An 11,910-nucleotide genomic window follows, 5' to 3' on the forward strand; every position below is an offset into this window, starting at 1 on the left:
ATTTCATTTACCCACAAGTTATGTTTTTAAATTCATAGAAATTCTCTGTATAATATGAGAAGATCCAAGAAAGGAGAACGTATTTATGCACCCATTTGTAAAAGCACTTCAAGAACATTTTATAGCGCATAAAAATCCTGAAAAAGCAGAACCAATGGCTCGTTATATGAAGAATCATTTTTCATTTCTCGGCATTCAAAGTCCAGAAAGACGTCAGCTATTACGAGAAGTCATCCAATTACATCCTCTTCCATCTAAAGAAGATTTTCCGATTATCATACGTGAACTTTGGGATTTACCAGAACGCGAATTTCAAGCTGTGGCGCTCGATATATTGCAAAAATATAAAAAGCATTTAGATGCAACTCACATCCCATTTTTAGAAGAACTCATTGTAACAAAATCTTGGTGGGATTCTGTTGATGGCATCGTCCCTACATTTTTAGGAGGTATCTTCTTAAAACATCCCGAATTGATTTCGGCTTATATTCCAAAATGGATTGCATCAGAAAACATTTGGTTACAACGTTCCACCATATTATTCCAACTGAAATATAAACAACAAATGGATGAGGACCTCCTTTTCTGGATTATCGGACAACTTAAATCATCAAAAGAATTTTTCATCCAAAAGGCAATTGGCTGGGTACTTCGTGAATATGCGAAAACAAAGCCAGATATAGTATGGGAATACATTCAAAACAATGAGCTTGCTCCATTAAGCAGACGCGAAGCAATTAAGCATATTAAGCAATTCTATGGAATAAAGTTCGAAAAAATGGGCGAGACTCTATCATAGATACTCACGTTCCTCTATTGTGATTTAAAAAAGAACGTGATAGAATATGGTCATTATTATTAAATATAAGTAGCGATGACGGACTTATAAGTACTTGCACAAAAAGCGATTTGGGGATAGTGAAAGCCTGAACACGCAAGGAAACGGCAGTCTCGAGCAATACGTGATAAAGTGGATGTGCGCGTGCGTGCATCAACTAGGGTGGAACCGCGGGTATATACAAGCTCGTCCCTAGGCATGATTGCCTAGAGACGAGCTTTTTTGTATTTAAAAGCAGAAGCGGCTCGTTCAAAATGTGAGGGGGATGGAGCTTCTGACATAGAGACGCTTTTTGCCTCGGCGGAAGAAGCGAAGCCACCGAACATTTTAGCCACTGGAGCTAGATACCACTTAAAAGCAGAAGCGGCTTGCTCAGAATGGGAAGTCCAATGACCAACTATTCTAGATATCACCTTGCTCACTTACTCTCTCGCTTCACAAGTACCCTGTCATCGCCAATACGTTAACTTTCAAAAGGAGGATTTTATTATGTATTCAATGGAACAAGTTGTAAACTTAGCGAAACACCGCGGTTTTGTTTTCCCTGGTTCTGAAATTTATGGTGGTCTTGCAAATACTTGGGATTACGGTCCACTTGGAATCGAATTAAAAAATAACGTTAAAAGAGCTTGGTGGAAAAAATTCATTCAAGAATCTCCATACAATGTTGGTTTAGATGCAGCTATCTTAATGAACCCAAAAACTTGGATCGCTTCTGGTCACGTTGGTAACTTTAATGACCCAATGATCGACTGTAAAAAATGTAAAGCTCGTCACCGTGCTGACAAATTAATTGAAGATGCATTAGATGTAAAAGGTATCGAAATGATCGTTGACGGTCTTACTTTCGACCAAATGGCTGACTTAATGAAAGAACATGAAGTAAAATGCCCAGATTGCGGTAGCGAAGAATTTACGGAAATCCGTCAGTTCAACTTAATGTTCAAAACATTCCAAGGTGTTACAGAATCTAGCACAAACGAAATCTTCCTTCGTCCTGAAACAGCACAAGGTATTTTCGTAAACTTTAAAAACGTACAACGCTCTATGCGTAAAAAACTTCCATTTGGTATTGGCCAAATCGGTAAAAGTTTCCGTAACGAAATCACACCTGGTAACTTCACATTCCGTACGCGTGAATTCGAACAAATGGAACTTGAATTCTTCTGTAAGCCTGGTGAAGATTTAGAGTGGTTCGCATTCTGGCGTGAAACTTGTAAAAACTGGTTACTTTCACTTGGTATGAACGAAGAAAGCATGCGTCTTCGTGACCACGGTGAAGAGGAATTATCTCACTACAGTAACGCAACAACTGATATTGAGTTCAAATTCCCATTCGGTTGGGGCGAACTTTGGGGCGTGGCATCTCGTACAGACTTCGATTTAAAACGTCACATGGAACACTCTAACGAAGACTTTAACTATATTGATCCACAAACGAATGAGCGTTACGTGCCATACTGCATCGAGCCATCTTTAGGTGCAGACCGTGTCACATTAGCATTCCTATGTGATGCATATGAAGAAGAGCAATTAGAAAACGATTCTCGTACAGTTCTTCGTTTCCACCCTGCTTTAGCACCATACAAAGCAGCAATCTTACCATTATCTAAAAAGCTATCTGAAGGTGCTACGGAAGTATTCGCAGAACTAGCGAAAGACTTCATGGTAGACTTTGATGAAACTGGTTCTATCGGTAAACGTTACCGTCGTCAAGACGAAATCGGTACACCATTCTGTATCACATACGACTTCGACTCAGTTGAAGACAAAGCTGTTACAGTACGTGACCGTGACACAATGGAACAAGTTCGTATGCCAATTAGCGAATTAAAAGGTTTCTTAGAGAAGAAAATCCAGTTCTAATTATAAAAAAAAGAGGCTGCTCATTAGAGCCGCCTCTTTTTTATTTTTCACGTTTTTCTTTAATCGCTACTGTGCATCTTGATATGCATAGTAAATCGTCATTTTCATCAATGATGCGTATATCCCAAACCATTGTTGCTTGGCCTCTATGTATTGGTGTTCCGATTGCTGTTACTATTCCATCCTTTTTCGAACGAATATGGTTTGCGTTAATTTCTAGACCGAAACAGATACATTTTTCTTGGTCGATTAAATTGTATGAGCCAACACTTGCTACAGTTTCTGCTAATGCAACGGATGCACCACCATGTAAAAATCCGAACGGTTGATGCGTACGTCCATCTACCGGCATCGTAGCAACTACCTTATCTTCCGTCATTTCTAACAGCTCAATTCCGAGTGAATCCATTAATGTTTTTGACATCGTGCTTCCTCCTTCTCCTCACCTTGAATTAAATGTATAATTTTACTAATTATTTCCAAACTATCCATAACACTTATATAAGGAGGTTTCACCTAGATGAAACAGAAATTTTGTATACTCTTGCTTATGTTCTCCTTGCTGACTATTGTACCAAATTGTACGAGTGCAGCCAAAGCTTCTAACCTGACAATAGATATTAAGACTGTTACGCAAAAAGGTAAGAAACCTTATTTAGAATATCAAATTAACAGGCCTTCTTTTCACAATTTTTCTGATTCAAAATTCCAAAATAAACTCAACTCCTACTACAAAAACTCTACAGATCGTTTTAAAACAAAATTAGAAAAAGAAGCAAAGAAATACTATAAAGAAACTGAAGGATCTAGCACACCTTTCCACCCATATGTTGCAAATGTCGACTATAAAATAACTTTACAAAAATCCCCCTTAATTAGCTTATATGTGAATTATTATCAATATACGGGCGGTGCACACGGGCTCTATACGTGGAAAGCAAATACATTCGATTTAAATGAGAAAAAATTATTGCGTTTAGATGATTTATTTCAGAAAGAGGACGCTTATAAAAAAGTGATTCATACAGAAATCGTGAGACAAATTAAACAAAATGAAAGTATCTATTTTCCGGACGCAGCTGAAAAAGTAATGAGTACAAAGAAGTTCCACTACTTTTTGGAGGCCGACCATCTCGTTATTTATTTCTCATTATATGAAATTGCCCCTTATTCAAGTGGGATTCCACAATTTCGAATTCCATACACATTGCTAAGAGAGTACTTAAAGCCTACTTATCAAAATATTTTAATTGACAATAGATAAACATATTGGCTACGATATTGTTAACCACACAACAACAGGAGGTTAACAATATGAAGAGATTACATGTTTTAGATTTAGCACTAGCTGCCATGTTCGTTGCTCTTATGGCCATTGGTGCAAACATCGTATCTTGGGCGCCATTTTTACAAATAGCCGGCGTTCCGTTATCTATGCAACCATTTTTCGCGATTTTAGCAGGTCTTCTTCTCGGAAGTAGACTTGGTGCATTAGCAATGACTGTTTATATGCTTGTTGGAGTAGCCGGCGCACCGATTTTCGCAAACTTCAAAGCTGGATTTGGTGCACTTTTAGATCCTACTGGTGGCTTTATTATCGCATTCATTATTGTTGCTTACATATCAGGAAAACTAGTAGAACAGAAAGAAAAACCGAAGTTCAGCACCTTTGCAATTGCTTCGTTCACAGGGATTATTTTAACGTATATTATCGGTACTACTTACATGTATGCGGCAGTCAATATTTTCATGGGCGGTAATATGAGTTATAAAGCAGCTTGGATGATTATGATGTGGTTCGCAGTTAAAGATATTGTTTTTACAATAATCGGGGCTATCATCGCACCTCGGATATACTATGCAGTACGTCGTTCAGCTTATCAACATTCTCATTCGACGATTTCATAATAAAAAGGAGTTGTTCCAATAGGAACAACTCCTTTTTATTATATTAAGACTCTTGATTCATTTGCTCTTCTAAAATTTTCTTCATCATTACAAGCATATCATCACGTAATTCCTCGTGCTGCAATGCCATCTCAATTGTTGTTTGAACGAATCCTAATTTTTCACCAACGTCATAACGCTTTCCTTCGAAATCATACGCAAATACACGTTGAATTTCATTTAAGCTTTGGATTGCATCCGTTAATTGAATTTCGCCGCCTGCTCCAACTTGTTGCTGTTCTAAGAACATAAAAATTTCAGGCGTTAAAATGTAACGTCCCATAATTGCTAAGTTTGAAGGTGCAGTACCTTGTACTGGTTTCTCAACGAAGTTACGAACTTGATAACGACGTCCTTCTTGCTCTAATGGGTCAATAATTCCGTAACGATGCGTTTCTGTTTCTGGAACAGTTTGTACACCAATAACAGAAGAAAGTGTTTTATCATACTCGTCCATTAATTGACGTAAACATGGTTTTTCAGCTTGAACGATATCATCACCTAATAAAACAGCAAATGGTTCATCACCAATAAATTTACGTGCACACCAAACAGCATGACCTAATCCTTTTGGCTCTTTTTGACGAATATAATGAATATCTACCATTTTAGAAGGAGCTTGTACTTTCTCAAGCAATTCATATTTTTTCTTCTCTAATAAGTTTTGTTCTAATTCAAATGCATTATCAAAATGATCTTCGATAGAGCGCTTTCCTTTACCTGTAACGATAATAATATCTTCAATACCTGATTTTACCGCTTCTTCTATAATGTATTGAATTGTTGGTTTATCTACAATCGGAAGCATTTCTTTCGGCATTGCTTTCGTTGCTGGTAAAAAGCGTGTTCCTAATCCAGCTGCAGGAATAATTGCTTTTCTTACTTTTTTCATCACAAATACCCTCTCTTTTTGTTTAATTCTCAAATCAACTTTATTGTATGGTGCAAAATTATGAAATCTGCTCTTACTAATCATATAGACAATATATTCTTCTAACTATAAGAAAAGAGGAGGCCGTTCTCCGTTCTCCTCTTTTCCCTTTAGCAGTACTCTATTCTATTATAAACGATTCATAATATCTTCTTTAATAGTAAGTAACTTTTGTTCACTATTTTGTAAGGAATCATCTTTCACACCAAAGTAAAACTTGATTTTCGGCTCTGTTCCGGATGGACGTAAGCAGAACCAAGAACCGTCTACTAATTGATATTTTAACACATTTGATTTCGGTAAGTGAATCTCTTCCTTACTCCCATCTTTTAGGGATGTAATTACACTTGCTTTATAATCCTCAACTGAAGTCACTGTTAAACCAGCTACTTCTTTTGGCGGATTTTCGCGGAATGTTGCCATCATCTCTTGAATATTCTCAGCGCCATCTTTTCCTTTTAACGTTAACGATACAAGATCCTCACGGAAGAAACCGTACTTCTTAAATACTTCTAATAAACCATCGTATAACGTTTTGCCTTGTGATTTATAATACGCTGCTACTTCACATGCAAATAATACAGATTGAACTGCATCTTTATCACGGCAGAATGGATGGATTAAATAACCGTAGCTTTCTTCATAACCGAATTGGAATTCATATTGTCCACTTTCTTCGTATTGCTTAATCTTCTCGCCGATAAACTTAAATCCAGTTAGTGTATCCACTGTATCTAAACCGTACGCTTTCGCAATTGTACGACCGATTTCAGAAGTTACGATTGTTTTTAGGACAACACCGTTCTCTGGAAGCGTTCCGTTTTGTTTCTTTTGCGATAATAAGTAATCAAGCATTAACGCACCTGTTTGGTTACCAGTTAACACTTGGAATTCACCATCATGATTACGAACTGCTACGCCAAGGCGGTCTGCATCTGGATCTGTTGCGATTAACACGTCCGCTCCTACTTTTTCACCATCACGAATTGCAAGTTCAAATGCTGCATGCTCTTCTGGGTTGGGTGATTTTACTGTAGAGAAGTTTGGATCTGGTAACTCTTGCTCTTTTACAACTGTTACATCAGTAAATCCGATTTCCTCTAAACCACGGCGCACAGAAATATTTGATGTTCCGTGTAATGGTGTAAAGACGATTTTTAAATCTTTACCAACCTTTTGTACCATTTCTTTATTAATAATGACATTGTTCAATTCTGCTGCATATGCATCATCTACTTCTTGTCCAATGATATGTAATAAACCATCTGCTTTCAATGGCTCCACATCAGCAACTTCAACTGTTAATTCATCTTCTACTGCATTTACGTAGCTAATTAACTCGTCTGCTTCTTTTGGAGGCAATTGTCCACCATCTTCACCATATACTTTATAACCGTTATATTCAGGTGGATTATGACTTGCTGTAAGAACGATTCCACTTACTGTATGTAAATGACGAACTGCAAAAGAAAGCACTGGCGTTGGGCGTAAGCTTTCAAACACATATGTTGTGATGCCTTGGGCACCAAGTGTAGCAGCTACTTCCATTGCAAATTCAGGTGATTTATGACGAGAATCATACGCTACAACAACACCGCGTTTCTTCGCTTCTTCACCTAATTTTTCAATAAAATGCGCTAACCCTTTCGTTGCCTTACGAACTGTATACACATTTAAACGGTTCGTACCAGCACCAAGTTCACCACGCATACCACCTGTACCGAATTCTAAATTTTTATAGAAGCTATCCTCAATCTTCTTCTCATCTTGTTTCATGTTTTCTAGCTGTTCTTTTAATTCTGTATCTAAGTTTGCATATGAAAGCCAGCGACTATATTCTTGTTTCCAATCCATTCTCCTATCTCCTCTCGCATGTCATAACTTCATTATATGAAAAAAACAACCTGTATCTCAATATTTTTTAAAGTCTAGCAGGATTTTACTATAAGTATTTGTATACACTATTGGTAAATACTCCATCAAAGGGAATGAGGATTATGCAAGAATGGGGCTTGTCAGAAGAGCTCAAAACAAAAACAAAACAGATGATTGAACTTGTTGAAAAAGAATTATCTAACATGAAACAAGCTATCGATAAAGAAGATGAGTGTATTTTATGCAAAATGGAAGATATTCATCATATGTTAACAGACGTACAAACTTTAGCGGCTACATACTATATTCAAACATATTTATCACCTTATACCGAAAGCTCTAATTTCATCACAGCAGCTGTTCAGCATTTAAGTGATCGAAAACACGGAGCTCTCATTGTTGTGGAAAGAAATGATGCACCTGATCCTTTTATTCAAACTGGAACGAAACTTAATGCGTACTTGACTGTTCCACTACTTGAATCAATCTTCTATCCTGGTAACCCTCTTCACGACGGAGCTGTTCTTATTAAAAATAATCATATCGTCTCCGCTGCAAACATTCTTCCATTAACAAAAAATACAGAGATTGATTCTGAGCTAGGAACACGTCATCGGGCTGCAATTGGCTTATCAGAAAAAAGCGATTCACTCATATTAGTCGTCTCTGAAGAAACAGGCCGTACATCTTTTGCTTTAAACGGTACTTTATATACAATTTCTTTATGAAAACTTTGAAATCGCATGCCATTAATTGGTGTTGGTGCCATTCAAATGGCTGATGATGCACTAAAAAATTTACAATATGGCATTCCTTTACTTTCCATTGTAAAAGAACTTCTTATAAAGCCAGATTGGATTAAAAAATTGAAAAAGGTGAAGAACATCAACTTTCACCAAACATGCAGCATGATGATCAAGAACGCTTAGTTATTCCAAATCCTATGTGGCAAAAACTTTTGGATCGCTGGCTGTAACAATCAAAAAAAGCTGTCATAAAAAGGTCAATACGTAACGACCTTCTCGGACAGCTTTTTCATGCTTCCTTATTCTTCTCCAAAACGCTCAACAAGTGTTGCAAGTGTACGAACCATTGCACCTGTTGCTCCAGCCGGCCCTAAATCATGTGCACCTTTTGTTTCAGATGTTCCAGCAATATCTAAATGAACCCACGGTGTTTCTTCTGCAAATTCACCAAGGAATGTACCTGCCATAACCGCATGTCCTTCACGACCTGGTGAATTATTTAAATCAGCAAATTTACTGTTTCGAACTCTTTCTTTATCACGTTCAAAAATCGGTAATTGCCAAATTGGCTCATCTGTTTCCATAGATGCTTCTAACACTTGTTCAAACAATACTTCATTATTTGTCATTGCGCCCGTTGTATGATTTCCAAGTGCAACGATAACACCACCTGTTAATGTTGCAACATCAACAAGATAGTTTGCACCAAGTTTCTTCGCATACGTAATACCATCCGCTAACGCTAGACGACCTTCTGCATCCGTATTTAATACTTCAATCGTTTTTCCACTCATAGATGTAATGACATCATCTGGCTTAAATGCTGTTCCACTTACAACGTTATCAGTTGATGGAATAACAGCAATTACATTTTGCTCTGGGCGAAGTTCACCGATAATTTCCATCGCGCCAAGAACAGCTGCAGCACCACCCATGTCACCTTTCATCCCGACCATACCTTCACGTGGTTTTAATGAGTAACCACCTGTATCATATGTAATCCCTTTTCCAACGAATCCAATTACATCCGTCCACTCTTCTTTTCCTTTATAAATAAGAGCGATCATTTTTGGTGGCTCTGTGGAACCTTGGTTTACTGCAAGTAATGCACCCATACCAAGCTCTTCCATTTCTTCTTTTTCAAGAACTTTATAATCCATATCGTATTTCTCAGCTAATTCAACTGCATATTCTGCAAGCTTTGTCGCTGTTAATACGTTTGGCGGCATGTTTACAAGTGTACGAGCTGAATTTGTTGCACGTCCATGTACATACCCAACTGTTAAAGCAGCTTCAATTTCTTTCGCATCTTCTGCTGTAATAGCTGTAAACTTCTCTAGCTCTACACTTTCTTTTTTATCTGTTTTATATGTTTGTAATCCGTATGTCCCAAGGCAGTATACTTCAGCTGCAATATGTGCAACGTCGATTGCGTCTAATTTATCTGTTACAAAAGAATCAAGTAAGATGGCTACATCTTGTACTTTTGCCGATTGTAACGATTTAAATGCTTTGCTAAGAGCAGCACGTAACGTTTCTGTTGTGTATGATTCTTTCTTACCTAAACCAACAAAATAGTAACGCTTCACTTCTGTTTTTCCTAAACTATGTACTTTTGAAATGGCTTTTTTCTTCGTAGAAAGTTCTTTCTCTTCTAATAAAACTTGTAATTGTCCTTCAAATGCTTTGTCCAGTTCTTGTACAAAACTGCTCATTTGATCTTCTGCAAATAAGGCTACAATGACTGCTTCATGGCTTGCTAATTCTTTTTGTACTTGAAACATGTTCAGACCCCCCTAGTTTTCTCTATTTTTATTATAACTGTATTTTTTCTAAAATGCGACAATTCTAACTTCTCTCATTTCATATATAGAATAAGCTCCGGTAATACTGGTAAATCGTGTATTTTTTCATACGGGACTCTTGAATAAATCATGACACGTATAATAATCTCCTTCATTATACTTCACAAAAAACGCGCAGTACGCTAAGGGATAATCGTCCACTCTCTCCACCCCACTTTCCTATATTGTGGAATAAGACAATAAAAAAAGTCTAGTGTTACTATCACTAGACTATCTTTGTTTCAAATATTGTCCTCGGAACACTTGCATTGTTTCATCTTGGTTTAACATCGTTAGCTGTTCTTCTGTAAACTTACCATTTCCCATTTTCACTACATATACGTTTACTTTTTTCTTACCCCATTGGCTATAAACATCCTTAACCGTATCATAATACAAATCAATTCGGTTTCCTTTTATAGCTCCGCCCTTATCGGCTACAACTCCATACCCGTAACCTGGTACAAAAAGAATTGTTCCAATTGGGAATACGCGTAAATCAGCTGCGATTGTAGAATATAAATCCCGTTTCGCTTTTACACCTGAATATGTAATACCATACTCTGGATGTCCCGGTCTCTTACCAGTTGACTCAATACCTGATGTATAACCGGTTGCTGTCATTTCCATGACACGATATTTAGACCAGTCATTTGCCTGTTCTAAAGCATTTATCACTTCTTTACTCGGAACAACTTTTCTTTCGACTTCTGCTGCATGTACTTGCTGTGCATTCTTTTCTTCATATGTTTTTATAATCTCTAACAAAGAAACTCCTGTGAAAGCCTTCCATGTTACGCATAATGCGGTTACAAGTAAACAAGTCATCATAATGCGAATACAATATCGTTTTAACATTTTTATATTCCACACTCCTTCATCGTTAATCATTCCCTATACGATAAAGAAATATGCAAAAAAAATCTCCAAATAAATTGGAGATTAAAACATTTGATAACCACTTTTTCGAAGTTTTTTTATTATAACTCCTGCTAGTATTGCTCCTACTAACCCAGTCGATAAAATAAAGAGATCCGCTTGTCCTAAATGCGATACACTTGTCCCAAATGAAGAAAACGTTTCTTTCGGCTTTGAAAAATACTCCCAAATACTCGTTTTATTAATGATGAGCATACAAATGATTGGATAAATAACAACCATTACCCAAGTAGCTCGCAAAATCATGTTGAGTAAAAATCCAATTCCAAAAAACAAAATAAAAAACAACATCATTGAAATAAGTAGTACCGGTATACTCACTTCTTCTCCCTCTCCTTCACTCCAGCAGTAAACACATGATACGCTGTATATCCAAATTGTTCTCCTGGATTTAATGTTGTGTCCATCTCAAGAGGTGACTCTGTTTTTCCTTCTAATAAATATTTAATTAACACAGAAGTGTTTTGATCATCTGCAATATCTTTCGGATGTAAAAAGGCTACTTCAGACAATTCCTTCTCCTGCACAATAACTTCTTCTCCTTCTGGTTCTAAAAGAAAAATAATCATATTATCACTAATTTCATTACGAATCACACCCGAACGAATACCTATAACCCCTTTTACATGTGCAACAATACCCGTCTCTTCTAAAATTTCACGTTTCACAGCTTCATCAATAGTCTCACCTTCATTTACGAAACCTGCTGGTAAAGACCATTTCCCTTTCAATCCACCATATTTTTTCTTTACGAATAGCCATCTGCCATCTTTCGTGGCCACTAAACCGCTTACAGCCAACCACACTTTCCCTCGCTTCCCCATGGTGTAACCCCCTTCATTAAAACGGACAGAATATTCATTCTTTTTTATATATTATACTATATTTTTCATATGAAAAAAGCAGAAACAGCTCATAGCCGTT

At 37.0% G+C, this 11,910-nt stretch carries 13 protein-coding genes and 1 pseudogene; 6 read left to right on the forward strand and 8 right to left on the reverse strand.

The window, feature by feature from the left end:
- Positions 1-85: 85 nt before the first annotated feature.
- Positions 86-799: a DNA alkylation repair protein gene (locus DJ93_RS10135; protein ID WP_042980622.1), complete on the forward strand. Its 714-nt coding sequence runs from the start codon at positions 86-88 to the stop codon at positions 797-799.
- 528 nt (positions 800-1,327) lie between these two features.
- Positions 1,328-2,704 (forward strand): glycine--tRNA ligase, encoded by a 1,377-nt coding sequence (locus DJ93_RS10140; RefSeq protein WP_042980623.1) that lies wholly within the window; start codon positions 1,328-1,330, stop codon positions 2,702-2,704.
- A 40-nt stretch (positions 2,705-2,744) separates the two neighbouring features.
- Here the strand turns inward: DJ93_RS10140 and DJ93_RS10145 are convergent, their stop codons facing one another.
- Positions 2,745-3,128 carry a hotdog fold thioesterase gene (locus DJ93_RS10145; protein ID WP_042980624.1) on the reverse strand — a complete coding sequence of 128 codons (384 nt, stop codon included), beginning with the start codon at positions 3,126-3,128 and terminating at the stop codon, positions 2,745-2,747.
- A gap of 96 nt (positions 3,129-3,224) precedes the next feature.
- On the opposite strand from DJ93_RS10145, the gene DJ93_RS10150 reads away from it, so the two are divergent.
- Both DJ93_RS10150 and DJ93_RS10155 read left to right on the forward strand, forming a co-directional pair.
- Complete coding sequence (locus DJ93_RS10150; RefSeq protein ID WP_042980625.1) at positions 3,225-3,968, forward strand: DUF3298 and DUF4163 domain-containing protein; 744 nt, start codon at positions 3,225-3,227, stop codon at positions 3,966-3,968.
- 50 nt (positions 3,969-4,018) lie between these two features.
- Positions 4,019-4,612, forward strand: a complete 594-nt coding sequence (locus DJ93_RS10155; RefSeq protein WP_042980626.1) for a biotin transporter BioY — start codon at positions 4,019-4,021, stop codon at positions 4,610-4,612.
- 43 nt (positions 4,613-4,655) lie between these two features.
- Here the strand turns inward: DJ93_RS10155 and galU are convergent, their stop codons facing one another.
- Both galU and DJ93_RS10165 read right to left on the reverse strand, forming a co-directional pair.
- Positions 4,656-5,543 carry a UTP--glucose-1-phosphate uridylyltransferase GalU gene (gene galU, locus DJ93_RS10160; RefSeq protein WP_042980627.1) on the reverse strand — a complete coding sequence of 296 codons (888 nt, stop codon included), beginning with the start codon at positions 5,541-5,543 and terminating at the stop codon, positions 4,656-4,658.
- Between the two features lie 168 nt (positions 5,544-5,711).
- Complete coding sequence (locus DJ93_RS10165; RefSeq protein WP_042980629.1) at positions 5,712-7,436, reverse strand: phospho-sugar mutase; 1,725 nt, start codon at positions 7,434-7,436, stop codon at positions 5,712-5,714.
- 143 nt (positions 7,437-7,579) lie between these two features.
- Here DJ93_RS10165 and cdaS point away from each other — a divergent pair, with 143 nt between their 5' ends.
- Together cdaS and DJ93_RS32810 are read left to right on the forward strand one after the other, a co-directional pair.
- A complete protein-coding gene (cdaS, locus tag DJ93_RS10170) occupies positions 7,580-8,185 on the forward strand; it encodes a sporulation-specific diadenylate cyclase CdaS (protein ID WP_042980630.1) in 606 nt (201 codons plus the stop codon).
- 45 nt (positions 8,186-8,230) lie between these two features.
- Positions 8,231-8,386 carry a hypothetical protein gene (locus DJ93_RS32810; protein WP_161785249.1) on the forward strand — a complete coding sequence of 52 codons (156 nt, stop codon included), beginning with the start codon at positions 8,231-8,233 and terminating at the stop codon, positions 8,384-8,386.
- Positions 8,387-8,502: 116 nt separating this feature from the next.
- Here the strand turns inward: DJ93_RS32810 and pepA are convergent, their stop codons facing one another.
- The 5 genes and pseudogenes from pepA to DJ93_RS10190 all read right to left on the reverse strand — a co-directional run bounded on the left by pepA (position 8,503) and on the right by DJ93_RS10190 (position 11,810).
- The gene (gene pepA / locus DJ93_RS10175; RefSeq protein WP_042980631.1) at positions 8,503-9,987 is read right to left on the reverse strand and encodes a cytosol aminopeptidase; all 1,485 of its coding nucleotides are present in this window, start codon (positions 9,985-9,987) and stop codon (positions 8,503-8,505) included.
- 138 nt (positions 9,988-10,125) lie between these two features.
- A pseudogene (locus DJ93_RS34800) lies at positions 10,126-10,209 on the reverse strand (DUF309 domain-containing protein); the annotation flags it as partial.
- Positions 10,210-10,278: 69 nt separating this feature from the next.
- Positions 10,279-10,905 (reverse strand): 3D domain-containing protein, encoded by a 627-nt coding sequence (locus DJ93_RS10180; protein WP_042984177.1) that lies wholly within the window; start codon positions 10,903-10,905, stop codon positions 10,279-10,281.
- A gap of 84 nt (positions 10,906-10,989) precedes the next feature.
- Entirely contained in the window at positions 10,990-11,307 is a 318-nt protein-coding gene (locus tag DJ93_RS10185) for a YuiB family protein (protein ID WP_042980634.1), read from the reverse strand.
- The gene (locus tag DJ93_RS10190) at positions 11,304-11,810 is read right to left on the reverse strand and encodes an NUDIX domain-containing protein (protein WP_042980636.1); all 507 of its coding nucleotides are present in this window, start codon (positions 11,808-11,810) and stop codon (positions 11,304-11,306) included. Before DJ93_RS10190 ends, DJ93_RS10185 begins: the two co-directional genes overlap by 4 nt.
- Positions 11,811-11,910: the final 100 nt, after the last annotated feature.

This window comes from Bacillus clarus (assembly GCF_000746925.1).
In the GTDB taxonomy this organism is placed as follows: domain Bacteria; phylum Bacillota; class Bacilli; order Bacillales; family Bacillaceae_G; genus Bacillus_A; species Bacillus_A clarus.

Excerpts from the sequence above, each read along its gene's own strand:
- DJ93_RS10135 (WP_042980622.1), top strand. The coding sequence starts at position 86 with ATGCACCCATTTGTAAAAGCACTTCAAGAACATTTTATAGCGCATAAA.
- DJ93_RS10140 (WP_042980623.1), top strand. The coding sequence starts at position 1,328 with ATGTATTCAATGGAACAAGTTGTAAACTTAGCGAAACACCGCGGTTTT.
- DJ93_RS10145 (WP_042980624.1), bottom strand. The coding sequence starts at position 3,128 with ATGTCAAAAACATTAATGGATTCACTCGGAATTGAGCTGTTAGAAATG.
- DJ93_RS10150 (WP_042980625.1), top strand. The coding sequence starts at position 3,225 with ATGAAACAGAAATTTTGTATACTCTTGCTTATGTTCTCCTTGCTGACT.
- DJ93_RS10155 (WP_042980626.1), top strand. The coding sequence starts at position 4,019 with ATGAAGAGATTACATGTTTTAGATTTAGCACTAGCTGCCATGTTCGTT.
- galU (WP_042980627.1), bottom strand. The coding sequence starts at position 5,543 with ATGAAAAAAGTAAGAAAAGCAATTATTCCTGCAGCTGGATTAGGAACA.
- DJ93_RS10165 (WP_042980629.1), bottom strand. The coding sequence starts at position 7,436 with ATGGATTGGAAACAAGAATATAGTCGCTGGCTTTCATATGCAAACTTA.
- cdaS (WP_042980630.1), top strand. The coding sequence starts at position 7,580 with ATGCAAGAATGGGGCTTGTCAGAAGAGCTCAAAACAAAAACAAAACAG.
- DJ93_RS32810 (WP_161785249.1), top strand. The coding sequence starts at position 8,231 with ATGGCTGATGATGCACTAAAAAATTTACAATATGGCATTCCTTTACTT.
- pepA (WP_042980631.1), bottom strand. The coding sequence starts at position 9,987 with ATGTTTCAAGTACAAAAAGAATTAGCAAGCCATGAAGCAGTCATTGTA.
- DJ93_RS10180 (WP_042984177.1), bottom strand. The coding sequence starts at position 10,905 with ATGTTAAAACGATATTGTATTCGCATTATGATGACTTGTTTACTTGTA.
- DJ93_RS10190 (WP_042980636.1), bottom strand. The coding sequence starts at position 11,810 with ATGGGGAAGCGAGGGAAAGTGTGGTTGGCTGTAAGCGGTTTAGTGGCC.